The organism is Streptomyces sp. OZ13 (genome assembly GCF_052068155.1).
GTDB lineage: Bacteria > Actinomycetota > Actinomycetes > Streptomycetales > Streptomycetaceae > Streptomyces.
The window spans coordinates 83,297-108,089 of the sequence record NZ_JBQHCZ010000004.1; the positions used below are offsets into that span (position 1 = coordinate 83,297).

At 70.8% G+C, this 24,793-nt stretch carries 16 protein-coding genes, 2 tRNA genes and 1 pseudogene; 7 read left to right on the top strand and 12 right to left on the bottom strand.

Annotated features, from left to right (window positions below; genetic code table 11):
• Positions 1-59 precede the first annotated feature (59 nt).
• Positions 60-797, bottom strand: coding sequence for a response regulator transcription factor (locus ACTMTU_RS10660; protein ID WP_441263240.1), 738 nt, complete (start codon positions 795-797; stop codon positions 60-62).
• Positions 798-932: 135 nt separating this feature from the next.
• On the opposite strand from ACTMTU_RS10660, the gene ACTMTU_RS10665 reads away from it, so the two are divergent.
• Together ACTMTU_RS10665 and ACTMTU_RS10670 are read left to right on the top strand one after the other, a co-directional pair.
• Positions 933-3,785 (top strand): LuxR C-terminal-related transcriptional regulator, encoded by a 2,853-nt coding sequence (locus ACTMTU_RS10665; protein ID WP_441263241.1) that lies wholly within the window; start codon positions 933-935, stop codon positions 3,783-3,785.
• Positions 3,786-4,095: 310 nt separating this feature from the next.
• Positions 4,096-5,883 carry a S8 family serine peptidase gene (locus ACTMTU_RS10670; RefSeq protein WP_441263242.1) on the top strand — a complete coding sequence of 596 codons (1,788 nt, stop codon included), beginning with the start codon at positions 4,096-4,098 and terminating at the stop codon, positions 5,881-5,883.
• 294 nt (positions 5,884-6,177) lie between these two features.
• Here ACTMTU_RS10670 and ACTMTU_RS10675 read toward each other — a convergent pair whose 3' ends face one another.
• The 5 genes from ACTMTU_RS10675 to ACTMTU_RS10695 all read right to left on the bottom strand — a co-directional run bounded on the left by ACTMTU_RS10675 (position 6,178) and on the right by ACTMTU_RS10695 (position 12,023).
• Positions 6,178-7,074: an amidohydrolase family protein gene (locus ACTMTU_RS10675; RefSeq protein ID WP_441263243.1), complete on the bottom strand. Its 897-nt coding sequence runs from the start codon at positions 7,072-7,074 to the stop codon at positions 6,178-6,180.
• Between the two features lie 143 nt (positions 7,075-7,217).
• Positions 7,218-8,084: a DUF2797 domain-containing protein gene (locus ACTMTU_RS10680; protein ID WP_441263244.1), complete on the bottom strand. Its 867-nt coding sequence runs from the start codon at positions 8,082-8,084 to the stop codon at positions 7,218-7,220.
• Positions 8,085-8,393: 309 nt separating this feature from the next.
• Positions 8,394-9,050, bottom strand: coding sequence for a hypothetical protein (locus tag ACTMTU_RS10685; RefSeq protein ID WP_441263245.1), 657 nt, complete (start codon positions 9,048-9,050; stop codon positions 8,394-8,396).
• Positions 9,051-9,836: 786 nt separating this feature from the next.
• Complete coding sequence (locus tag ACTMTU_RS10690) at positions 9,837-10,280, bottom strand: AbfB domain-containing protein (RefSeq protein ID WP_441263246.1); 444 nt, start codon at positions 10,278-10,280, stop codon at positions 9,837-9,839.
• Positions 10,281-11,450: 1,170 nt separating this feature from the next.
• On the bottom strand, positions 11,451-12,023 hold the full coding sequence (locus tag ACTMTU_RS10695; RefSeq protein ID WP_441263247.1) for a YdcF family protein: 573 nt from the start codon (positions 12,021-12,023) through the stop codon (positions 11,451-11,453).
• Positions 12,024-12,043: 20 nt separating this feature from the next.
• Here ACTMTU_RS10695 and ACTMTU_RS10700 point away from each other — a divergent pair.
• The 3 genes and pseudogenes from ACTMTU_RS10700 to ACTMTU_RS10710 form a co-directional block, all read left to right on the top strand.
• Positions 12,044-12,361 (top strand): annotated as a pseudogene (locus ACTMTU_RS10700) (replication initiator); the annotation flags it as partial.
• On the top strand, positions 12,358-12,564 hold the full coding sequence (locus ACTMTU_RS10705; RefSeq protein WP_441263248.1) for an excisionase family DNA-binding protein: 207 nt from the start codon (positions 12,358-12,360) through the stop codon (positions 12,562-12,564). The pseudogene ACTMTU_RS10700 and the gene ACTMTU_RS10705, both read left to right, overlap by 4 nt.
• On the top strand, positions 12,552-13,787 hold the full coding sequence (locus tag ACTMTU_RS10710) for a site-specific integrase (RefSeq protein ID WP_441263249.1): 1,236 nt from the start codon (positions 12,552-12,554) through the stop codon (positions 13,785-13,787). Before ACTMTU_RS10705 ends, ACTMTU_RS10710 begins: the two co-directional genes overlap by 13 nt.
• An 88-nt stretch (positions 13,788-13,875) precedes the next feature.
• Here ACTMTU_RS10710 and ACTMTU_RS10715 read toward each other — a convergent pair.
• Together ACTMTU_RS10715 and ACTMTU_RS10720 are read right to left on the bottom strand one after the other, a co-directional pair.
• Positions 13,876-13,948: transfer RNA gene (locus tag ACTMTU_RS10715), tRNA-Arg, on the bottom strand.
• 257 nt (positions 13,949-14,205) lie between these two features.
• Positions 14,206-14,299: transfer RNA gene (locus ACTMTU_RS10720), tRNA-Ser, on the bottom strand.
• A gap of 202 nt (positions 14,300-14,501) precedes the next feature.
• On the opposite strand from ACTMTU_RS10720, the gene ACTMTU_RS10725 reads away from it, so the two are divergent.
• Both ACTMTU_RS10725 and ACTMTU_RS10730 read left to right on the top strand, forming a co-directional pair.
• Complete coding sequence (locus ACTMTU_RS10725; RefSeq protein ID WP_441263250.1) at positions 14,502-14,966, top strand: SSI family serine proteinase inhibitor; 465 nt, start codon at positions 14,502-14,504, stop codon at positions 14,964-14,966.
• A gap of 169 nt (positions 14,967-15,135) precedes the next feature.
• A complete protein-coding gene (locus tag ACTMTU_RS10730; protein WP_441263251.1) occupies positions 15,136-19,218 on the top strand; it encodes a PAS domain-containing protein in 4,083 nt (1,360 codons plus the stop codon).
• A gap of 217 nt (positions 19,219-19,435) precedes the next feature.
• Here ACTMTU_RS10730 and ACTMTU_RS10735 read toward each other — a convergent pair whose 3' ends face one another.
• The 4 genes from ACTMTU_RS10735 to ACTMTU_RS10750 all read right to left on the bottom strand — a co-directional run bounded on the left by ACTMTU_RS10735 (position 19,436) and on the right by ACTMTU_RS10750 (position 24,681).
• Entirely contained in the window at positions 19,436-21,082 is a 1,647-nt protein-coding gene (locus ACTMTU_RS10735) for a long-chain fatty acid--CoA ligase (protein ID WP_441263252.1), read from the bottom strand.
• A 249-nt stretch (positions 21,083-21,331) separates the two neighbouring features.
• Positions 21,332-21,886: a SigE family RNA polymerase sigma factor gene (locus tag ACTMTU_RS10740; RefSeq protein WP_441263253.1), complete on the bottom strand. Its 555-nt coding sequence runs from the start codon at positions 21,884-21,886 to the stop codon at positions 21,332-21,334.
• A 123-nt stretch (positions 21,887-22,009) separates the two neighbouring features.
• Positions 22,010-23,179 (bottom strand): lipid-transfer protein, encoded by a 1,170-nt coding sequence (locus tag ACTMTU_RS10745; RefSeq protein ID WP_441263254.1) that lies wholly within the window; start codon positions 23,177-23,179, stop codon positions 22,010-22,012.
• Positions 23,176-24,681 carry an OB-fold domain-containing protein gene (locus tag ACTMTU_RS10750; protein ID WP_441263255.1) on the bottom strand — a complete coding sequence of 502 codons (1,506 nt, stop codon included), beginning with the start codon at positions 24,679-24,681 and terminating at the stop codon, positions 23,176-23,178. Before ACTMTU_RS10750 ends, ACTMTU_RS10745 begins: the two co-directional genes overlap by 4 nt.
• Between the last annotated feature and the right edge of the window lie 112 nt (positions 24,682-24,793).

The window sequence follows — 24,793 nt, forward strand, 5'->3', positions numbered from 1 at the left end:
CGCCGTCCACCGTGACCACCAGCCGTGCCCGCAGCGACCACGGCCGCCGCGGTGTCACCTCACTCACCGGGCTTGATCAGATATCCCGCGCCGCGCCGTGTGTGGATCATCGGCGGGCGGCCCGCGTCGATCTTCCGCCGCAGATAGGAGATGTAGAGCTCGACGACGTTGGCCTGTCCCCCGAAGTCGTAGCTCCACACCCGGTCCAGGATCTGCGCCTTGCTCAGCACACGGCGCGGATTGCGCATCAGATAGCGCAGCAGCTCGAACTCCGTCGCGGTCAGGTGGATCGACTGCCCGCCGCGGGTCACCTCGTGGCTGTCCTCGTCGAGCGTCAGGTCCCCCACCGCGAGCAGCGACTCGCTGCGCACCGCCGCCGTGCCGGACCGCCGGATCAGGCCGCGCAGCCGTGCCACGACCTCCTCCAGCGAGAACGGCTTGGTCACGTAGTCGTCCCCGCCGGCCGTGAGGCCCGCGATCCGGTCCTCGACGGCGTCCCGTGCCGTCAGGAACAGGACGGGCACGTCCGGCACCTCACGCCGCAACCGGCCGAGGACGGCGAGCCCGTCCATGTCCGGCAGCATGATGTCGAGCACCACGGCGTCCGGACGGAACTCCCGCACCGTGCGCACCGCACCCGCGCCGTCGCCGGCGCTGCGCACCTCCCAGCCCTCGTAGCGCAGGGCCATCGACAGCAGTTCGCTGAGCGGCGCCTCGTCGTCCACGACGAGCACCCGCACGGGGCTGCCGTCCGGCCTGAGCATTTCGGTGCGCCCCTGGGGCGAGGTCGTCGTCATGTTCATCAGGCTGTGACATTGCCCTGAGAGGCTTCTTTCCCGAACCTGTGAATTCCCTGAGAAGGTGCGGCTGAGTCAACGGAAACATCCGGGGGTCGCACAGGGAGCGGAACCGGAAGTCTGAAGGCGGTCGGCGTGGGCACGGCACACGAATCCTTCTGGCGGCTACGGCTGCGGCGGACACTCGCCGGGAACAGCGCCGCGCCCGTTCTCGTGCTGCTGGAGGGCCCCGCCGGTACGGGCAAGAGCCGCCTCGCCGAAGAGCTGGCCGGACTCGCCGAGGGCACGGGAGCGGCCTGCCTGCGGTGGACGCCCGGCGAGGCCGGGACCGTGCCGGAGCCCACCGAGCAGGCCGGGGACCGGCCCCTCCTGCTGATCGTGGACGACGTGCACCGCGCGGACCGTGAGGAACTGGCCAGGCTCCACCGGCTCCTGGAGCAGCCGCGGCCGGGACTGGCCGCGGTGATCGCCTACCGTCCCGAGGAACTGGCCGCACCCGGCCTTCCTCTTGGGGCCCCGCCGCCCCGCTACCCGTCCGCTCTGGCCGTCCTGCGGCACCGAATACGGCCGTGGACGGAGGCGGAGGTCCGGCAGGCCGCGACGGCCGCCCTCGGTGAACGCTGCACGGCGGAGGCGGTGACGCGGCTGCACGAGCGTTCCGGCGGAGTGGCTCAGGTCGTCGTCGACCTGCTCGCGGTGCTGCGCGACAGCACCCGGCAGCGGTGCACGGCCGCCGACGTGGACGCCGCGGGCGTGCCTGTACGGCTGGCCGACCTGAGTATCGGCCGGACGGCCGCCCTGCCGCCGGAGCACCGGCCCGTCGTGTGGGCCGCCGCCGTACTGGGCGAGCCGGTGAGCCGCGACGAACTCGTCGCCGTGTCGGGGCTGGGACCGGCCCTCGGCAGGGAGGCGCTGCTCAGCGCGCTCGCCGGCGCCGCACTGACGGAATCGGGGGAGGGCAGCTACGGGCTGCCCGTCCCGCTCGCGGCCGTCGCCGTGCACGGGTCCTTGCCGGGGCCCGTACGGCAGGAACTGCACGGGCGGGCGGCCGACGTACTGGCGCGCAGACAACCCGTCCCGTGGACGGCGCTGGCCCGCCACCACCACGCCGGCGGACGCGTCCGGGGATGGCTGCGCGCGGTGGAGCACGCCGCGCGGGAGGCGGCGGAGGCGAGCCGGCACCAGGACGCCATCCGCCTGCTGGAACAGACGCTGGCCTCCCCCTCCGTCCCGCCGCAGACCCGCTCCAGGCTGGCACCGCTGCTGGCCCGCAGTGCGGTCCTCGGCCTGCGCTCCGACCAGACCGTCGAGGTACTGGGGCAGATCGTCGAGGACCAGGCCCTGCCCGCCACCGTGCGCGGCGAACTACGGCTCGATCTGGGGCTGCTGCTGTGCAACCAGGTCGGCATGAGCGGTCAGGGCTGGCGTGAGCTGGAACGTGCCGCCGCCGAACTGCGTGACGCCCGGCCCGACCTGTCCGCCCGTGCGATGTCGGCGCTGGCCATGCCCTACTGGCCCGGCTCTTCCATCGACGTGCACCGGGCATGGCTGGAAGGCGCGGCGGAGGCCGCGGCGGACAGCGGCGACGAAGGCGTCCGCACGGCCGTGGCCGCCAACCGGGCCGGCCTTGCCATGAGTTGCGGCGACCCGAAGGCGTGGGAACTGGTACGGGCACTGCCCACGGACAACCCGGACCCGCGGACCCGCCAGCACGCGGCACGGGGACTGTGCAACGCGGCCGACTCCGCGGTGTGGCTCGGCTACCACGAGCGGGCGGAGGAGCTTCTGACCGAAGGTCTCGAACTGTCCGCGAAGAGCGGCTCCCCGTACACCCAGCACACGGCGCTCGGGGCCCGGCTGCTGCTGGAATGGTTCACCGGCCGGTGGGCCGGTCTCGCCGAGCGGTGCGAGACGTTCGTGACCGCGACCTCCGACATGCCGGTCATCTGCGCCGACGCGCGCATGGTCCGCGGGCTGCTGGCCCTGGCGCAGGGGGAGTGGGGGAACGCCCTGACGTGGCTGTCCGGTCCCGACGGCCCCTCGCCCGAGCACGCGGCTCCACCGCTGGCCGCGGCGACGTCCGGCGCGCTGATCCGCCTCGCACTGGCCCGCCAGGAGTTGCCCGCCGCCGCCGCGGAGGCCAGGAAGGCATGGGCGGGCATGGCGGCCAAGGGCGTGTGGGTGTGGGCCGCGGAGCTGGCGCCCTGGGCCGTGGAGGCCACGGCCCGCGCGGGTGACCGGGCGGCGGCACAGGCCATGGTGGACGACTTCGCCGCCGGCATCACCGGCCGGGACTCCCCTGCGGCGTCAGCGGCGTTGACCTGGTCACGTGCCGTGCTGGCGGAGACCGACGGCAGGGCGGCGGAAGCCGTGCCCCTCTACCGGCGGGCCGCGGCGGACTACGCGGCGCTGCCCCGGCCGTACGCCCATTCCCTGACCACCGAGTCCGCCGCCCGCTGCGCCCTGGTCGCGGGAGCGGCGGGGTTGGCCGGCGGCACGGCGCCGGACGGAGCGGCCAAGGCGAGCACGGACGTGGGCGGGGCTGCCGGAGCAGGCGAGGCGGCGGCCGTCCCCCGGCCGCGCGACGCCGACGATTTCAAGACACAGGCCGTCGCCGAACTGACCGCCTGCGCACAGCAGTTCTCGGACCTCGGCGCCGTATGGGACGCCGCCCGCGCCCGCGCCCTGCTCCGTTCCCATCAGCCCGCCAGGGAGGTCCGGCCGCCGGGCAGGCCCTCGTACGGAGACCAGCTCTCCCCCCGGGAGCGCGAGGTCGCCGAACTCGCGGCGACCGGGCTGACGAACCGGGAGATCGCGACGACCTTGCATCTTTCGCCGCGCACGGTGGAGCAGCACGTCGCCAGGGCCATGCGCAAACTCGGCACACAGTCCCGGCAGGACCTCGCGGAGACGCGTGCCGTGAACTCCGCGGACCCGATGCCGCAAACGCTGACCAATGGTGCGAACCACCGGTCGGCCAGGGGTTAATCAGGTATCCGTAGCGCCCGGTACCCGTATAGGCGTGTCCGGGATCTGGCCGTAGGTTCCAGCCACTGGCCGACCGACGCGTATCTGTGGCGGGGGAGCTGCTGACCTCGCGTCGGCCGGCCGGTGCCCGCACGGCGGGCCCCCAACCCGCCGTGTACCCGGCCGTCACGTCAACCCCCCGCTTCCCTGCCGCGGCCGCAGGCCGGTTTGTCATGAACCGAACCACCCACTCGGGTTCCCGCATGCCGGAACAAACTTGAAAGGCAGCACCTTGAACGGTTCCAGACCCTTTCGCATATCCCTCCTCGCGGTGACCACCACCGCCCTGCTGTGCGCCGGCGCCGCCACCTCCATCGCCGCGCCCCTCCCCGCTCCGGGCACACCCGGCACGCCGGCCGCGCCCTCGCCGGCCCCGGCTGCCCAGCCCGTCGAGCGCCTCATCGTCGGCTACAAGTCGCAGGCCGCGGAGGCGAAGTCCGACGAGGCGGCGACCAAGGACGCCGAGGCGAAGGGCCGCAAGGCCGGCGAGTCCCTCGACTTCGACCGGCGCCTGGGCACCGGAGCCGCCCTGGTCGACCTCGGCGCCGAGCTGGACAAGACGGACTCCGAGGACGTCATGGCCGCCTTCCGCGCCGACCCGGACGTCGCGTACGTCGTTCCGGACACGCGGATGTACGCCACGGCAGTGACGCCGAACGACTCCGAGTACAGCCGCCAGTGGGACCTGTTCGAGGCGACCGCCGGCATGAACGTCCCCGGAGCGTGGGACAAGGCGACCGGCTCCGGCGTCAAGGTCGCCGTCATCGACACCGGCTACGTCGCCCACTCCGACCTCGCCGCCAACATGATCGCCGGATACGACTTCGTCTCCGACACGTTCATGGCCAACGACGGCGGCGGCCGCGACAGCAACGCCGCCGACCCCGGCGACTGGGTCGCCCGCGGCGAGTGCGGCACCGACGCCAACGGCCAGCCCGTCCCGGCACGCGACAGCAACAACTCCTGGCACGGCACCCACGTCGCCGGCACCATCGCCGCCACCACCCACAACGGCAAGGGCGTCGCCGGTATCGCGTACAACGCGACCGTCCAGCCCGTCCGTGTGCTCGGCAAGTGCGGCGGCACCACGGCCGACATCATCGACGCCATCACCTGGTCGTCCGGCGGTTCGGTGCAGGGCGTCCCCGCCAACCCGAACCCCGCCGACGTCATCAACATGAGCCTCGGCGGCGGCGGCGCCTGCGACGCCGGCACCCAGAGCGCCATCAACGGCGCGGTGAGCCGCGGCACGACCGTCGTCGTGGCGGCCGGCAACAGCAACGCCAACGCGGCCAACTTCAACCCGGCGAGCTGCAACAACGTCATCACCGTCGCGGCCTCCGACCGCGAGGGCAACCGGGCGTCCTACTCCAACTACGGCACCGTCGTCGACGTCACCGCCCCCGGCGGCGAGACCGCGCTCAGCTCCGCCAACGGCATCTGGTCGACGCTCAACACCGGCACCCGCAGCGTCGGCAGCGAGACCTACACGGCCTACCAGGGCACCAGCATGGCCGCCCCGCACGTCGCCGGCCTCGCGGCGCTGATGAACCAGGCGAGCCCGTCGATGACGCCCGCCCAGATCGAGTCCGCGATCAGGACCAACGCCCGTACGCTGCCCGGCACCTGCTCCGGCGGCTGCGGCGCGGGCCTCGCCGACGCGGCCCGTACGCTCGGCGCGTCCGGCGGCACCGACCCGCAGCCGCCCGCCGGCAGCGTGTTCACCAACGCCGCCAACGTGAGCATCCCGGACACCAACACCCCGGTCACCTCCTCCCTCGCGGTGACCGGCATCAGCGGCAACGCCCCGGCCGACCTCGAGATCGCCGTCGACATCAAGCACACCTACCGCGGTGACCTGCGCATCGAGCTCGTCGCCCCGAACGGTGCCGCCGCCCAGCTGAAGGCCGCCTCCTCCAGCGACAGCGCGGACAACGTCATCACCACCTACACCGTCGACGCCTCCGGCGTCGCGGCGAACGGCACCTGGAAGCTCCGGGTGACGGACGTCTACAGCGGTGACACCGGCTACATCGACTCCTGGGGCCTGACCTTCTGACAGGTCGCAGCCCCGGGCCGCAGCAGGGCCTGCCGATGTCGAGGAGGGCATCGGCAGGCCCTTGGCGTTCCCCGCTATTCCGGTGGGCGTAGGGCCCGGGCCTCCGGTAGGCCTGGGCGTCCGATGGGCCCGGGCCTCGTAGGCCCGGGCCTCTCGTGGGCAGGTGCCGCCGAGCCTCGGCCGGCGCGCCGGGGCTCCCGTCGGACCGTGCTTCGCGTGAGCCGGGTCCTCCGCGGCCCCTGATCTCCGAGAGCGCCACGGTCCCCGCGGTACCCGCGGTTCCCCGCGAGGGCTCTACGCGCTTCCGAGAAGCAGCCGAGCGCCGTTGTCGTGGCAGACGGCACGCAGCCAGTCGTCGCCGAGCCCGAGCCGCTCCAGCGCCCGTAGCTGGTGCGCATACGGATACGGGATGTTCGGGAAGTCCGTACCCAGCACGATCCGGTCCCCCAGGTCCGCCAGCCGCGCCCGTTCCCCCTCCGGGAAGGGCGCGAAGGCCTCGCTGAAGTCCGTGAACGCCATCGTCGTGTCCAGCCGGACCTCCGCGTAGCGCTCGGCCAGGTCCAGGAAGTCGCCGTACTCGGGCATACCCATGTGCGCCACCACCAGCCGCAGCCGGGGATGGCGCGCCAGCATCCGCCCTACCGGCTCAGGCCCGGTGTGCTTACCGGGGGCGGGACCGGAGCCGCAGTGCATCACGACGGGCACCCGCGCCTCCGCGAGCAGCCCCCAGACCGGATCCAGCAGCGGGTCACCCGGGTCGTACGCCCCCACCTGCAGATGGGACTTGAAGATCCGCGCCCCGCCGTCGACCGCCTCCCGTACATAACGGTCCACGCCCTCCTCGGGAAAGAACGTCGCCGTGTGCACGCAGTCCGGCGTCCTCGCCGCGAAGTCGGCCGCCCAGCCGTTGAGCCAGGCCGCCATCCCGGGCTTGTGCGGATAGAGCATCGAGGTGAAGGCACGTACGCCGAACTCCCTCAGCAGCGCGACCCGTTCCTCCTCCTCGTGCCGATAGGTGATGGGCCACTCCATGCCGGTCATCGGACCGACGGCGTCGAAGTAGGCCCACACTTTCCGCAGTACAGACTCCGGCATGAAATGCGTGTGCACGTCCACGAGTCCCGGCAGCCCCAGCCCCTGCCAGAACCGCCGTACCTCAGCCGCCGCGTCCTCCGCGGATTCGATGCTCATGGCAACCACCTTCCGTCCCGGTCGGGCCGGCGTCCAGATCGATCACCGAAGGGACTCGAAGAGATCCGATGGGATCCGATGAGCTTCGGCAAGCCTCCGCGGGCCCCGGATCCGAGGACGTCGTGGCAGTCCCGTCCCGCCCGTCAGAACAGGCCGTCCTGCACGCCGTCCTCCCGCACGCCGACCGTGGGCACACTCAGCGCCTCGCCCTCCCCGGCACCGACCAGGTCCCAGCCGGTCATCAGCCGGGTGTCGACCACGACGATCCCGTCCCTCACCGTCCGCAGGTGCAGATCCGGCCCGGCCACGGCGATCAGCCGTCCCCCGACCGCCCCGCCGTCCACCAGTTCGCGCACCACCGCGTCGGCGGCGGGCAGACCGTCGAGCCCGAACACACCGACGTGGTCCACCGCCTCGAACGCGATCGGCTCCAGCGACTCCGCCCACCCCGGCAGCGCCAGCGCCCGCCGGTGCAGTGCGGCCACTTCCGCAACCCGCTCGTCCGGCCCCGGCAACGCCGCCCGCACGGCACGCTTGCGCGCGTACGCGATCCGGTCCGGCACACCCAGCGCCGCCCGCAGCAGCTCCTCCGTGCGCCGCGCCGCCATCAGCGGGCCCCGCCCCAGCCACGCGAACACCACGGCCCCCTGCTCGAGCAGCCGCGCCGGGCCGCGTTCCTCCGCCGTGATCCCGACCTTCACCATGCCCGGCCCGAACCAGGCCAGGTACACCCGGTACGTACGGGGATCGTCGGGCACGGCGTCGGCGGCGACCGAATGCGCCCGGTCCAGCCGCGCGCAGTCCGGGCACCGCGCCTGGGTCGCCCGGCCGGACACCACGGCGGCCATGGGGCACGCGTTCCCCCGCGCACCGACACAGCGGCGGACGCCCTCCGCCCGGAAGCCGAGGCTCTTGCCGATGACGAGCGGACTGACCCGGCCGCCCTCCCACCGCAGCACGCACACCCGGGCACCACTCGGCCAGCCGAGCCCGGCACACCGCCAGCCCATACCCACCTCCATAGGGCGAACGCCGGTCGCTCTCGCCTCCCCTGTACGACGACCACCGCTTCGCACCGCCCACGCGAGAGGCCTCCGGATCCCTCCGGAGGCCTCTCGCCTGCTGCGCACTCGGCAGGATGTGAACCTGCGATCTTCTCGAAACCACAGGCGTGCGCGCCGTCCGATTCAGGGCCCGGTGACGACCTTATCGACAGCCGGTGACACGCGACCGTGCCGGCGCAACAGCCCCGCGAGTGCTACCGACACGGGGTCTGTGGCTGCATACGCGGCCGGGCCGGAGCTTGGAGGCTCAGCGGATCACGCGTCGGGGTTCATGCCCTGGGCGGTCTTCTTCAGCCGGTCGATCTGGAGCTTCGCGAGGTCGTTGTAGTTCGGCTTCTCAACGAAGGTGCCGTCGCCGTTCACCACGGCGACCACGCTGCCGATCCGCATCATGACCAAGGTCTCGCCGTCCGCGTCCTCGAAGGCCCCGGTCTCCTCGGCGCCCGCGTCGATCTCCAACGGCTTCACCTTCTTCCCGTCCTCCTCCGCCTTGCCGCGCTCCTCGGTGACCAGGGCCTTGTACGTGGCACTGGCGTCGTCCGGGCTCTGGAAGGCCAGGATGCCGAAGGCGACCTCACCGTCGAAGTCGGAGCTGTCGCCCCGGCCGCTGTCGTCCGTGTCGAAGTCGGTGGCGCCCATGCTGATCAGCCCGCCGCAGTTGGACTCGGTCGAGTCGGTGCACGCCTCGACTGCCTCGTCGCCGACCTCGACCTCGATGTCGTCGCCCTCGAAGCCCTTGGGGGCGCTCGCCTTGCTGGGGAGGGCGGTGCGGACCATGTCCGGCGTCAGCGTGACCGGGGGCTTGCCGCCGTCCCCACGGAAGGCATCCAGACCGTCGTCAGAACCACCACATGCCGTCAGTACGGCCATCAGCACCACTCCGGCCGTGATCCCCCGTGCTGCCTTACTCAACGTCAACTCCCCGTGACCATTACTGATTTGAAGTGGATACTCGAGCGCATCAGGGCTGATCACACCAAATGCGTTTCCCCCGTCATCCGCCGTCGCACTCGGTTCATCCGAGGCAGCGGCCTCTCGCCAGCGTCGGGCGTCGGCGTCGGCGTCTGATCCATGCGTCTTGGCTGATGCTGATCACACCCCGCTCCGGAAAACCCGGCACGGTTCGCTTCCGGTCGCCCTCAATGTCCATTCGGAGGTGGCACGGCACATCCCGCGGCACTCGCAGATGGTCATGACGACGGACGTCTGCGCCGAAACGAGCGAGGAAGCGGTACGGGCCGCGATCGGCAGGCTGGCCGACGCGATGAGCCGGACCGGCCGACAGCAGTCGGCGCGGTTGCCGCACTTCGCTGCTGCATGCCCCAACGCGAGAGGCCACGGACTTGTCGTCCGGGGCCTCCCGCCTGCTGTGCACTCGGCAGGATTCGAACCTGCAACCTTCTGATCCGTAGCTCTACAGAGATCGGTCACCTGGGGGCATAGAGGCCGTCGTGAGGTCCCTGAGAGGGCCTGTCGTCCATGGTCGGTTGCTGTGGTTGCTGTACTTCTGTGCTGTACCGCAGTCGGCGCGTTGCTGTACGAGTCCTTCGAGACTTCGAAACCAACGTGACGGGCGACTGGTCGTCGGGTCATCCCAGAAGAACGGCAGAGATCCATGGGCTCGTCCGGTCGATCGGCCCAGTGCCACCAGGGATGTCGCCTGGGTCACCACGCAGCGCGACAGACGCGCTTGCCAGCTCAGACATCCACCATCATGAAAGTGGCGTCTCGACGGGCATTCTGGTCGTTTACCGGATCGACGAACAAATGGAAGTTTGAATGCCGGATCCAGCGATCATCGAAGTTGACCGACCGGAATGACACCCAGGTCTCGTCCGGGTCGCCAGCCAATCCCGTCTCGAGAATGAACGTGGAGTCATTCACAAATAGTTGATCCGAGCCGCTCGCGGGTTGCTCGAGTAGCAGCCGGAAGTCGCGATGCCGAAGGAAACGGTTCGGATGACTCACCGACTTGAACCTCACTGTCGTCTGCGAGTTTGTCTTTTTCTTCACGAGTTCGAAGCGGAAGTCATTGAACTTTGCGGGGTCCTCAACGTTCAGTTCTGCTTCGAAGTTGTGGTGCCGGATGAACTGATCCGCGAATGGGGGGAATGCTTGAATTTTGACAATCCTGGATGCCATGCCAGCCTCCGTTGGATGACTTTCCAGTGCCGTATGGCAGCATGTGGAACACGCCGCTAACAGCGCTGGTTCGGGTTATGAGCACCTTTCGGTTCGCTGCCCGAGCGGACGGGTGCCTGCGTCAAGAAAGTACCCCTCGCAGTGCGCAGGTCCAAAGAGTTGGAAACGCACATCCTTAACGTTCGGTCATATCTTGTTCACGCGCAACTCAGGTCATGGCGTCTCGATGGGCGAGTCAAGCCGACGAGGCGCCGTCCATCTGGTAAGGACGACGCTGGCCCGGCTTTAAGGTCTGACCTCATCTTTGGCAGGTCAGTCACGGGGGCCGCCCGACGTGAGCACAACGGGGCCATTCCTCGGCAGCTCGGCCGTTCGGGTTCATGGTGGACCGGGGTTGTTCGCACTCGTTGCTGTCAGGCGCTGATGTCAGGTATCCGGGCGCTCTTGACAAGTCGGCTCGTCAGACTCACGCGCCCAGGCGTAGGGCATCGGCTCAGTGTCGTCCAATACCCACGGGTCGGGGTATCTGGCATGGCACCCAGTGCATCGCGCGGCGAACGTCCCGATCTCCGGGTTCGTCATGATGCTGTAGTGGGACGACGGCACCGCACGGATCACGTAGCCATTGGCCGTGGTCTCCAGTCCTGGCCAGCTCGGCGAGCACTCGCAGGCTGCGTTTCCTGCAAACGCCTCATCGTCGGGTGCGTGGTGGGTGCTCTTGAGTGTTCTAAAGAGCCCTCTCAGTGCCCGCACGGCGCTCTCGCATTCTGTGATCTGCGGACCTGTTGATCGTGTAGGTCCCTGGGGCGGCACAGAGTACCGCGGTTGGCGGAGCGGCTTTGGGCGGGAGCTGCCATGGGGCGAGAGATCATGGCCCCGTAAGCTTCCGGCGAGTCGGGCAGTCTGTGGACCTGCCCGTTAAAGCACGACGTTGGGGCCATGATCTTCGAGGCTCGCCCCATGGTGGCTGTCTAAAGCCGTGGAGCCGACCGGCCCCAGCCACAGCGGGCTACCGTCCACAGCATCAGGTGTGCTCGCTTCAGCCGCGCGGCCGGCGGAGCCGGGGCCCGGAGCGGGGCGGAGACAGGAGCGTCGGGGCCCGGCGCTGGAGCCGGGGCCGCGCGCGGCGAGCGGAGCGAGCCGCCTTGAACCCGTAGAGAAGGTTTTTACTCACTCCGCCTGAGAGGCATCAGGGATGAGCCGACTCGTGAACCCCTGGGCACACAAGCGCTCGTAGGCATCCTGGACGTCCCGGGGAACCTCCTGGCTGATCATGAAGCCCTGAGCGGGATAGATCAGCAGGCGCTGAAGCGCTCCAACCAGCATGTCAACGACGAGGCGGGCGTCGCTGATCGAGTCGATGTAGTCCGCCAAGGTCATGGATGCTGACGCACTGACGAACTCGACGTCCGGCCACAGCTTGCGCGCCGTGGCGTAAGCCCGACGCTCCTCGTACGGCTTGCTCACCAGCAATACGGAAGACACCGGGACGCCTTGCTCCTCGAGCAGCGCGCGTGAGAAGCGGATGTTCTCCCCGGTGTTCCGGGCCTGCGGCTCGACGAGGATCGCGTCGCTGGGAACGCCCAGCTGGATGGCGCGCTCACGGTAGTGCTCGGCCTCCCCCCGCGGCATCCGCTCGCGGGTCGTCCGGCTCGTGGCTCCGGTGAAGACGACCAGGGGCGCCATGCCGTTCCTGTAGAGCTCAGCGGTCACCTCGGCGACGCCCAGGTCGTGACTGCCCAAACCGATGGCGACGGCGCACGGGCGCGGGTTGTGGCCTCGAAGATCTCCGACTCCGCGCCTGGGCCCACATGCTCGGCTTCCGCGGCCACTTCTCCACCAAAACCCGCCGCTACTCCACCACCCTCGGCGCACTCCGCACCGCCCGCGCCGAATGGCGCCGCCTCCAAGCCGCCGTCGCCCGCGAAGAGCACAACGCCGTTCCGGCCGACCAGGGCGACGACGAGACCACGCTCGTTCTCGCGCACTGGACCTTCGCCGGAACCGGCCTCGGCCGCGCCGAGGAATGGCTCGCCGCCGCACTCACAACCGACAACTCGGAAGGAGCAATCACCCCATGACCGCCACCGTGATCGAGCGCAAGTGGCACACCACAGCCGAGGTCGCTGACATGCTCGGCTTCGGCCTGTCCAAGACCAAGATGCTCGTGCTCACCGGGGAAATCCGCTCGGTGAAGGTCGGCCGTAACCGTCGCATCCTCCCGACTTGGGTCGACGAGTACGTCCAGCGCGTCACCGCCGACGCCGAAGGGTGGGCGGCATGAGCGGCAAGCGCGGCAACGGCGAGGGCTCCATCTACCCCTACAAGAACGGCTATGCGGCCTACGTCTGGGTCACCAAGCCGGACGGCAAGCGGGCCCGGAAGTACGCCTACGGCAAGACCCGCGAAGAGGTCCACGACAAGTGGCTCAAGCTCCACGCCGAAGCGAAGCAGGGTCCGGTGCAGACCGCGCACCGGACGCTCGCCTCCTTCCTCGCCTACTGGCTGGACTCGATCGTGAAGCCCAACCTCGCCCCGCTGTCGTACGTCTCGTATGAGGGGTACGTACGGCTCTACATCGGCCCGTACCTCGGTGCGAAGCGGCTGGACAAACTGACCGTCCGGGACGTGCGCGAGTGGCTGACCAAACTGGCGACCGTCTGCCAGTGCTGCGCCCAGGGCAAGGACGCGAAGCGGGAGCCCAACCGCCGCAAGTGCTGCGCGGTCGGGGACTGCTGCGAGTCACACCCATCCCGGCGAGTGATCCAGGGTTCCCGCGATGCGCTGCGGGCCGCGCTCACCCATGCGATCGCCGAGGAAGAGATCAGCAAGAACGTCGCCTCCCTGGTAAAGGTGCCCAAGCCTCGCCGCCGCCGGGTCAAGCCCTGGTCGGTCGCCGAGGCGGGCCAGTTCCTTACCGACGCCGCTGCCCGTGATGACCACCTCTTCGCGGCCTGGGTGCTCGTGCTCTGCCTCGGGCTGCGCCGCGGGGAGGTGTTGGGCCTGACGTGGAAGTCCGTCGACTTCGAAACCGGCGAGCTGTACGTCGATCACCAGATCCAGCGCGCCGGGCGTCAGATCCTCCACCGGGAGACCAAGACCGAGGACTCCGACGACTTCCTTCCTCTGCCGGCACTCTGCCTCAAGGCCCTGCGGATGCGCCGCGCCCAGCAGCTCGGCGACTGGAAGGCCGCCGGGGATCTCTGGCAGGACACTCACGGACTGATCTTCACCACGAAGTACGGCACCCCGATCGAGCCGGGCAACCTCACCCGCATGTTCGCCCTTCGGGCTCGCCGCGCCGGTCTGCGGGCCACCCCGCTCCGGAACACCCGGCACACGTGCAGTTCGCTCCTGGTCGCCCTCAAGGTCCACCCGAAGGTGGCACAGCGCATCCTGCGGCACTCGCAGATCGCCATGACGATGGAGGTCTACGCCGAAGCGAGCGAAGAAGCTGTACGGGCCGCGATCGGCAAGCTGTCCGACGCGATGGGCGGAACCGGCTGACAGCAGTGGGCACGGTTGCTGTACTTCGCTGCTGTACGCGCCAACGCGAGAGGCCCCCGGATCATCTCCGGGGGCCTCTGGCCTGCTGTGCACTCGGCAGGATTCGAACCTGCAACCTTCTGATCCGTAGTCAGATGCTCTATCCGTTAAGCTACGAGTGCTTGTGCTTCCCGGGCTTTTCTGCCTGGTCGGCGTTGCGGGAACAACATTACATGACCTGCGCCGCGACGCGAAATCCATTAGCCGCACCCCGTCTGACCTGCGAAAACACCTGAACGGGTGTACGTACACGGCCCTGGGGCGACCCAAGCCCGGCCGTGTCGACCGGCCCCCGGGACGACCGGCGCCCTGCCCGTGCGAGCCGGCCCCCGGGAACGACCGAAGCCCCGGCCGTGTGGCCGGGGCTTCGGTGATCAACTGGCGGAGGCGGAGGGATTTGAACCCTCGATGGGCTTTAAGACCCAAACCGCATTAGCAGTGCGGCGCCATAGACCGGACTAGGCGACGCCTCCAGCACACTCACGCGGGCGCGAGTGGTGCGTGCAGATGATGACACAGTCCAGGGGCGTGTCACCAATCGCCGTCCACGGTACTAGCCCCTGGGCCCGCAGGGCAAAGCGCTTGCGGTTGCGCAACGCCGTGGCGTGAGCAGCGTTAGACATGCCGGGGCCTGTCGTGGCCCCCGGCCGTACCCGTGAATCTTCAGGAGGCCCCATGCTGCGCCGCCTTGTCCTCACCGCAACCGCGTCCGTCGCCACCCTGGCAGCGGCCGTGCCCGCCGCCGGGGCGGTCGTACTCTCGCCGCCGCCGCTGCCCCTGCCGCTGCTGGAGAGACCCGCTCCCGAGCAGCCCGACCGGCTGACAGTGATCGTCTCCGCGACCGGGAACACCCGGACGGACGGCAGGTACGAGCTCGAGTGCGGACCGGCCGGCGGGACCCACCCCTCCGCCGAGTCGGCGTGCAGCCGCCTCGAGGAGCTCGCGCGGGAGCAGCAGGACCCGTTCGCCCCGGTGGCCGAGGACCAGATGTGCACCCAGCAGTTCGGCGGGCCGGCCACGGCGCGGGTCACCGGTACCTGGCAGGGGCGACAGGTGGACGCCACCTTCGATCGGAGCAACGGCTGCGAGATCTCGCGGTGGCAGACACTCGAGCCGGTGCTGCCGAACACCAGGTCATAGGCCGACGGCGTACGTCATGTGCACACAACCTTGGTGAGAGCTCCCCCTCATCCGCCGTCCGGGCCCCGGCCGGTGCCCTTAGACTCCCTTCAGTGACAGGCCGAGGCCCGAGGGGCACTATGGGACCGGCCGTCCGCAATACGCAGTAGGTCAGGGAGGAACCGTCGTCGTGAGCAGCAGGCCATCCCGAGGCGCTGCTCGCCTCGCAGCCATACTCGACGCCCTTCCGGACGGGCTCGTGCTCGTCAATGCCAACGGCACGGTCGTCAACGCCAACACCATCGCCCTCGAGCTTTTCGAGACCCCGGGGACCGCTCTGGTCGGACGGGGTCTCCTCGATCTGCTGCCCGAGTTCGACTCGCGGCTGATCCCCGGGTCGATGCGCCGGCCCGACTCCGCCGACCAGCGGGGGCGCACCAAGCCCACCCGCATGATCGCGCGGCGTACGGACGGCGGCGAGTTCCCCGTCGAGGTGACCAGCGCGAGCCTGGAGGACGGGCGCGAGGCGTACGACTCCTTCAACGCGTACACCGGCGACGAGCTGCTGATGCTCGTCGTCCGCGATCTGTCGGGCACCGTCGACACCGAGGCGGAGCTGGCGCGTTCGCAGCGGCAGACCGAGATGATCCTCCGGGCGGCCTCCGAGGGCGTCGTGGGCACCGACACCGACGGACGGGTCGTGCTGGTCAACCCGGCCGCCGCCCAGATCCTCGGGTTCCGCGCCAGCGACCTCGGCGGCCAGGAGCTGCACCCGCTGATCCTGCACTCGCGCGCGGACGGCGAGCCGTTCCCGTACGAGGAGTCGCCGCTCGCCGACACCCTCAAGTCCGGGCGCAAGCACCGGGTGCGCGGCCAGGTGCTGTGGGCGAAGAACGGCTCCAAGGTCGCCGTCGACCTGACGACGGCGCCGGTGCGCGACGGGGACCAGCTGGTCGGCGCGGTGATGACGTTCACCGACCGGCGGCCTTACGAGGAGCAGGCCGAGAAGCACGCCGCCGAGCTGGCGGAGACGACGGAGCGGCTCACGGCGGAACTCACCGCCACCACCGAGCGCTACGAGGCCGAGCTGGCGGACAAGGTCGAGCAGTACGAGGCCGAGCTCGCCGACAAGGCCGACCGCTACACGGCCGAACTGGAAGCCGGCTCCGACCGGTACGCGGAGCTGGCCGCCCGGCACGCACAGCTGACCGCGGTGCTCGGGGAGTCGCTGCGCGGCCCGCTGGAGGAACTGCGCACCGAACTGGGCACGCTGGCGGCCGACCCGGCCGGACAGCTGTGGCCGGAGGCGAACCAGATCCTGCACCACCTGGCCGCCGGCTACGCCCGGATGACCACGCTCGTCGACAACGTCCTCGGCTACCAGCGCCTCGACACCGGCGCGGAGCAGCTGACGAAGGCCAACGTCCTGCTCGACGCGGTCGTCGCGGCCGGTGTCGAGGGCGCGATCGAGCTCATCGGCCCCGGACGCGCCCAGTTCGCGGTGCACGCGCCGCCGATCGAGGCAGAGGTCGACGGGACACGGCTGGCCACGGCGCTCGCGCACCTGGTGGCGGACGTCGCGGGTGTCGACTCGACCGGCAAGGCCAAGCTCCCTCCCGGTGGCGGCTACGTGGACTCGACCGTCGTCGTCGCGGCCGCCCAGCGCGGTGACGTCGTACGGATCGAGGTGCGAGGGCCGTTCGCCGGGGGCGACCCGGTGCACGAGCCGATCGTGCGCGGGATCGTACGGGCGCACGGCGGTGTGCTGCAGACGCACGAGGTGCCGGGGATGAGCGGCAGCGCGTACGTGCTGGAGGTGCCGCTGGGCGAGGGCGCGGGGACCGTCGCCCCGCCCGCCCCTGCCGCGGCCCAGCTGCCCGCGCTGCCGGCGCAGCAGTCGTCCGGGCCGTCCGGGCCCGTCATGGCTTCGGGGAACACGACCACCGGTGGCGGCGGACGCCGACGGGCCCGGCGGGCCTCCACGGACGCGTTCCTGGAGAGCCCCGTGGCCATGGAGGACCCGGTGGCCGCGACGCAGCCGACCGGGCGGCGCCGGGCGGCGCAGCCGGACGCCGGGCGCATCCCCGTCCAGGACACGGGTGAGGGAGCCGCCCGGAACAGCATCGAGGGACCGGCCGAGGGCCAGGGCGGCAGCGGGGGGACCGGGCGGCGGCGTGGTCGCCCCAGCCCCGCCGAGAACGCGGCCGTGGCCGTGCGGCCCGCGGAGGGCTCCGTGGTGACCGCCGCCGAAGGCGCGGGCGGACGTGCGGCGCGCGGGGAGACCGTCCCGCCGCAAGGTGTACCGGTCGACCCCCACGGCATGCAGACGGCGCCCTCGGGGCGGCGCGCGCGGAGGGCCGTCGAGAGCGGCCTGCCCTCACCGGCGGGCGCCGAACCGACCCGGCAGGCGCCGCAGCCCAGCGGCCGACGCGCCAGGCGAGCGCTGGCAGCGGCACCGGCCGAGCCCGAGAGCGCGGCACCGCGCAGCGCGTTCGCCCTGCCGCCGGCGGAAGCGGACCGGATCCCTGCCGGAGAGGTCAGGCCCGAGGGCCCCGCGGCTGAGCGGCACGATGCCGTGGCGGCGGCTCCGGACACCGCGCACCACACGCCTCCGCAGCAGCACCCGGCGCCGACCGGGCGCAGGCGGGCCCGTAACGAGGGGCAGCCGACCCCGCCGCCGCAGGCCCAGGTTCCCGGTGAGGTTCCGGCCGGGCCCACGGCGGCCGGTCAGGCCGTGTGGGGGCAGGAAGCCGCACTCCCCGGCGGCTCTGCCGACGGTCCTTCCGGCGACGGCGCTTCAGGCGCTTCAGCCGGCGGTCCTTCGGTCGGTGGTCCTTCCGTCGGTGACCCTTCCGTCGGTGGCCCTTCGGTCGGCGGCACGGAGGGGGTCGGCACGGGCGGGGTCTCCGCCACCGAACCGCCCGCCGCAGCCGGGCACCCGTCCGTCGGTCAGGGCTTCGCCGCACCCGTGCAGGCGTCCGACACCGGTTCCGTATCGCTGCCCCTGCCGCCCGTCGCACCGGCTCAGCCGCAGGACGAAGCGGGGCAGCGGGACCAGGAGGGGAACGCCCGGCAGGCCGGACCGCTGCCGTCGGCCCAGGCCCCTCGGCCTGCGGCCGCGCGGGTCGCCCAGCCCCTCCCCGAGGAGCAGCCGGTACCCGCCGACTCCACGCAGGGGCGCGCGTTCAGCGTGCGCACCCTGGGCCAGGGCGTGCCGTTCGCCCAGCACCTCACCCAGCAGCAGAACCAGACGCTCGGATCGGGCCGCCGCAGGAAGCTCGGCACTCGTCCGGACAGTGAGCAGCCCGAACTCGCCGCCCGGCCCCATCCGCAGCCCACCGCGGCGCCGGTGCCCGCCCCCGTTCCTCCCGGCGTACCGCAAACCGGTCCCCGGCTCCCCGCCGACCGCGCGGACAACCGCTCCGAGGGGCGGTCCTACGCGATAGGGGCACCCGACGAAGGCGCGGAGGGCCCGGAGCCGCTTGACGGGCCCGGAGGCGCGGTCGAGGTCGCCAACCAGCCGCAGCCGCAGCCCGTCGACGACGAACTGCCCCCGGAGCCGCTGGACAACCCCCGTCGGCTGCTGGTGTGGCCGGCACCCGACGTCTCCACCCAGCAGGCGCTGAGCGATCGTGGCTACCGGCCCGTCGTCGTCCACTCGCGTGAGGAGGTCGACGCGCAGATCGCGGCGTTCCCGGCCGCCCTGTTCGTGGACCCCCTCACCGGGCCGATCACCCGGACCGCGCTGCAGTCGCTGCGCCAGGCCGCCGTGGCCGCCGAGGTTCCGGTGCTGGTGACGGCGGGTCTCGGGCAGGCGACGCGGGAGGCCGCGTACGGCGCCGATCCCGCCGTACTGCTCAAGGCACTGGCACCCAGGGACAGTGAGCAGCACCCGTCGCGGGTGCTGCTGATCGAGGAGCACGAGGAGATCGCGCTCGCGCTGACGTCGACGCTGGAGCGGCGCGGCATGCAGGTGGCACGGGCCGGCGCCGACGCGGACGCCGTCACCCTCGCCACCCAGATGCGGCCGAACCTGGTGGTGATGGACCTGATGCAGGTGCGTCGCCGGCGTGCCGGGATCATCGACTGGCTGCGCGCGAACGGCCAGTTGAACCGCACCCCGCTGGTCGTCTACACCTCCGCCGGCCTCGACCCGGCGGAGCTGCCGCGGCTGTCCTCGGGGGAGACGGTGCTCTTCCTCGCGGAACGCTCGACGAGCAACGAGGTCCAGGCGCGCATCGTGGACCTGCTGGCGAAGATCGGCACCAACTGAATCGGCGCCGACCGACGCGAAAGGGCCGGCGGTCTCGACCGCCGGCCCCTCAGTTCCCGCTGGTACGCGCACTGCCGGAGCGACTACGTCTCCGAGCCTGGACCTCTGTGTCCCGCGGCCCGGGTGTCCTACAGCTCCATAGCCTGCAGCGCCATGTCCTACGGCTCCGTTCTTCAGCGCCGCGTTTCTACAGTGCCGTGGCCGGCAGCGCCATTTCCTACAGCTCGGAGACGTCGAGCTCACCGTCCGCGTACTGCCGGCGGATGACCTTCTTGTCGAACTTGCCCACGCTGGTCTTCGGCACCGCCGGGACCACCGCCCAGCGCTCCGGGAGCTGCCACTTGGCGATCTTCCCGGCGAGGAACGTCTTGAGCGTCTCGTAGTCCGCGGTCGACCCCTCCTTCAGCACCACGGTCGCCAGCGGCCGCTCGCCCCACTTGTCGTCCGGTACGGCGACGACCGCCGCCTCCGCCACCTCCGGGTGTGCCATGAGGGCGTTCTCGAGCTCGACGCTGGAGATCCACTCGCCGCCCGACTTGATGACGTCCTTGGCCCGGTCGGTCAGGGTCAGGAAGCCGTCGGGGCTGATCACGCCGACGTCGCCGGTCTTCAGCCAGCCGTCCTCGCTGAACTTGTCCTCGGGCCGGAAGTCCTCGCCGCCCGCACCGCCGTAGTACGCACCCGCTATCCAGGCGCCGCGCACCTCCAGCTCACCGGCCGACTCGCCGTCCCACGGCAGGATGTCGCCGCCGGGGCCGACCAGCCGCCCCTCGACGCCGGCCGGGAAGCGGCCCTGCGTGATGCGGTACGGCCACTCCTCCTCGGCGGTAAGACCGGCCGGCGGGTGGGCCATGGTGCCGAGCGGGGAGGTCTCCGTCATGCCCCAGGCCTGACAGAGCCGGACGCCGAGCTTGTCGTACGCCTCCATGAGGGAGGGCGGACAGGCGGCGCCGCCGATGGTGACCTGCGTCATGGAGCTCAGGTCGCGGGGGTTCGCGGTCACCTCCGCGAGCAGGCCCTGCCAGATCGTCGGGACCGCCGCGGCGTGCTGGGGCTTCTCCCGCTCGATCATCTCGGCGAGCGGGGCGGGCTGGAGGAAACGGTCCGGCATCAGCATGTTGATGCCGGTCATGAACGTCGCGTGCGGGAGTCCCCAGGCGTTCACATGGAACTGCGGGACGACCACCAGGGTCGTGTCCTTGTCGGTCAGACCCATCGACTCGGCCATGTTGACCTGCATGGAGTGCAGGTAGATCGAGCGGTGGGAGTAGACGACGCCCTTGGGGTCGCCCGTCGTGCCGGAGGTGTAGCACATGGCCGCTGCGGCCCGCTCGTCCAGCTCGGGCCAGTCGTACGTGGTCGGGCGGCCGGCGATCAGCTCCTCGTACTCGTGGACCTGCGCCTCCGTGTCGGCGAGGAGGGAACGGTCGCCCGGGCCGGAGACGACGATGTGCTCGATCGTCGGCAGATGCGGCAGCAGCGGCGCCAGCAGCGGCAGGAGCGAGCCGTTGACGATCACGGCGCGGTCGGCGGCGTGGTTGACGATCCAGACCAGCTGCTCGGCGGGCAGCCGCAGGTTGAGCGTGTGGAGGACGGCGCCCATGGAGGGGATCGCGAAGTACGCCTCCACATGCTCGGCGTTGTTCCACATGAGGGTGGCGACTCTCTGGTCACCGTCGATGCCGAGCTCGTCGCGCAGGGCGTTGGCCAGCTGGGTGGCCCGTCGGCCTGCCTCCGCGAAACTGCGCCGCTGCGGCTCGGGCTCCCCGGTCCAGGTGGTGATCTGCGATTTCCCGTGGATCGTCATCCCATGCTGGAGGATGCGGGTCACAGTCAGCGGTACGTCCTGCATGGTGCTCAGCACGGCGTCCTCCCGGTGGGCGCGTTGCGCTACGTGGCAGAAAAGGTGGGAAGATTCTGCGCACATACCACGCGGTATGTCACTACCCGGAGGTAATGAATCGTCGTACATCACCGCGCAGCACCGCACAACAGCGCACACGAGCCGACCAGAGCCGGGCGGCCAGGGGTGCGGGAGGCGGAGGATGCGGGGGAGCGGGAGGGCACCTGCCGCGGAGGGTGCCGCCGTGCGGGAGTCGGCAGGGACCGCTCGTCAGCGGACCGGTGACAGCTCCGGATCCTCGCGGAGCTTCCCCAGCGCCCGGGACACGGCACTCTTGACCGTACCGATCGACACCCCGAGCACCTCCGCCGTCTGCGCTTCGCTCAGGTCCTCGTAGTAGCGGAGCACGACCATCGCTCGCTGCCGGTCCGGCAGCTTCATCACCGCGCGCCACATCGCGTCGTGCAGCACCTGCTGCTCGGCCGGGTCGGTGAGGGGAACCGTCGCCGGCTCGGGCAGCTCCTCGCAGACGAACTCGTCCACCTTGCGCTTGCGCCACTGCGACGTCCGCGTGTTCAGCAGAGCCCGGCGGACGTAGCCGTCGAGCGCCCGGTGGTCCTCGATCCGCTCCCAGGCGACGTACGTCTTGGTCAGCGCCGTCTGCAGCAGATCCTCTGCGTCGCTCACGTTCGACGTCAGTGAGCGGGCGGTGCGCAGCAGCACGGGCCCCCTCGCCTGCACGTACGAAGAGAACGAGGCGTAGGGCGTGTACGACGGCACCGGCGCGGCGGCCTTGGAAGCGCTCGTACAGACTGGCGTGGTCATGACTCAACGCTAGGAGCGCACCCCGCCGTCGCGGATCGGCCCCAGGTCCCGAAGCGTTGTCCCCCTCAGGTTGTAGGGGCGCCTCGGGCTCCACCTCCTGAAGGTGGAGGACACCCTCAGGGGCTACTCACCGTCGGCCCCGAGAACGAGTCCCGAGGTGGGTACGCCCGTGCCCGCGGTGACCAGAGCCCTGGCCGCACCGGGTATCTGGTTCACCGCCGTGCCGCGAAGCTGTCTGACCGCCTCTGCGATGCCGTTCATCCCGTGCAGATACGCCTCTCCCAGCTGCCCTCCATGCGTGTTGAGCGGCAGGACGTCCGAGGCCACGAACGCGGCCCCCTCTCCGGACTTGCAGAAGCCGAACTCCTCGAGCTGCATGAGAACGAACGGTGTGAAGTGGTCGTAGACGATCCCCACGTCGATGTCCCTCGGGGCGAGCCCCGAGGTCCGCCACAACTGCCGGGCGACGACGCCCATCTCGGGGAGGCCGGTGAGGTCGTCGCGGTAGAAGCTCGTCATCTGCTCCTGGGCTCTGCCCGCGCCCTGGGCGGCGGCGAGGATCACCGCCGGCGGCCGCCGCAGGTCGCGTGCCCGCTCGAGGCCGGTGACGACGATCGCCTGGCCGCCGTCGGTCTCCTGGCAGCAGTCCAGCAGCCGCAGGGGCTCGACCGTCCAGCGGGAGGCGGCGTGATCCTCCAGGGTGATGGGGCGGCCGTAGAAGTAAGCGGCCGGGTTGGTGGCCGCGTGACGGCGGCCGGTGACGGCGACATGGCCGAACGCCTCCGGTGTCAGCCCGTAGGCGTACAGATATCGCTGGGCGGCCATCGCCACCCAGGATGCGGGCGTGAGCAGCCCGAACGGGAGATTCCAGCCGAGCGCGGCACCTTCCGCGGTCGGCTCCCTGTGCTGCACGCCGGAGCCGAAGCGCCGTCCGGAACGCTCGTTGAACGCCCGGTAGCAGACGACGACCTCCGCGATGCCCGCGGCAACCGCCAGTGCCGCCTGCTGCAGGGTCGCACAGGCCGCGCCGCCGCCGTAATGGACCCGCGAGAAGAACGAGAGCTCTCCGATGCCGGCGGCCTGCGCGACCGTGATCTCCGGGTTGGTGTCCATCGTGAAGGTCACCATGCCGTCGACATCCGCGGGGGAGAGACCGGCGTCGTCCAGCGCGGCGCGCACGGCCTCGGCGGCTAGCCTCAGCTCGCTGCGGCCGGAGTTCTTCGAGAATTCCGTCGCCCCGATACCGACGACGGCCGCCCGTCCGCCGAGGGCGTCCTTCTCACGGATGCTCATGCGGCGGCCTCCGGAATCGTCACCGTCACCGTGCCGGTGACGTGGTTGCCGAGACTGTTGGCGCCGACGACCCGCACCTCGGCGGTCGTTCCGTCGAACGCGCCGATCGCGCCGCTGAGCACCATCGTGTCTCCGGGATGGTTGGGGGCGCCGAGCCGTATGGACACCTTCCGCAGGACGGCGCGGCTTCCGAAGGAGTCGGTGATGTACCGACCGACCAGGCCGTTGGTCGTCAGGATGTTCATGAAGATGTCCGGCGACCCCTTCTCCTTCGCGATCTCCGCGTCGTGGTGCACATCCTGGAAGTCGCGTGAGGCGATGGCCCCCGCGACGATCAACGTGCGGGTGACGGGAACGGCCAGCGAAGGCAGGGCCGCGCCGACCCGCAGGGCAGGGAGCGTATCCGGGCGGGTGGCGGAGGCTGGAGCGGTGTCCGGGGCGAGGCCCGGAGCGGGGTGCGGAGCGGGGCCCGGGTCTGTGTCGGCGACCGGGCGGAGGTCTTGGGCGGGGGCCGGGCGGGGGTCTTGGGCAAGGGCCGGACCGGGGGCGGCCACCGGGTCCGGGGCCATCTCCGGAGATACTTCCTGCTTCGCGGAGTCCGTGTCGGCCGACGCACCCGGCACGCCGCGGAAGACGGGAAGCTCGTACTCCCCACCTACACCGAGGAATTCGAGCTCCACCGGCATACCGATGCGCACCTTGTCGGGGGGCACACCCACGATGCTGCTGACCATCCGCACACCCTCGGCCAGCTCGATCAGCCCCACCGCGTACGGCGGGTCGAACGCCGGGAACGGCGGGTGGTGCATGACCACATAGGAGAAGACGCTTCCCGAGCCGCAAGCCTCCAGCGTGTCCCAGTGCGGAGAGCCACAGGCACCGCATCCCGGCAACCAGGGAAACCGCGGCTTTCCGCATCCGCCGCAGCGCTGAATCAGCAGCCGGCGGTCTGCCACGCCCTCCCAGAAGCCGGCATTGTCCCTGTTGATCACCGGACGCGGCCGGCCTTCCTTCGGTTGCCGGTTCCTGGGTGCGTACTTCAGGATCCGGAAGCGGTGCCTCCCTGCCGGCTCCCCTCCTGCCCGCACGTCCATCCGCGTGGTGATGAAGTAGCCGGTACCGAGCTTGGTCGTCTTGTGCTCGGACACGGACTCGATCACCGAATCGAAGGTGATCCGGTCGCCCGGACGTAACGGCCGCAGATACTCCTGCTCGCAGTCCGTGGCCACCACCGAGGTGCACCCGGCCTCGTCGAGCAGCTCGAACAGCTCGTCATGCGCCGCGTTTCGGCCCGTGTGTCCCGACAGGCCGCCCATCGTCCATGCCTGGAGCATCGTCGGCGGAGCGACGGCGTCCGGCCCGGCGTAGGCAGGGTGCCTGTCCCCCATCGCTTCGCACCAATGCCTGATCATCGGCTCGTTGACCAGGTCCTTGCCCACGCCGGAGAGGGTGGCGCCCCGCCCTTCGTACGTCTTCAGCCGTGCGTACAGACCGTCGGTCACCTCTCCCCCTCCTTCGTGCGAGTCGCATCGTCGCCACGATCCCCGGCTGCACCTCACTCACCCCCGCCCCGAGGTGCTGAGCTGCGCGGCCCGTGATGGCCCGCTGCCTCCT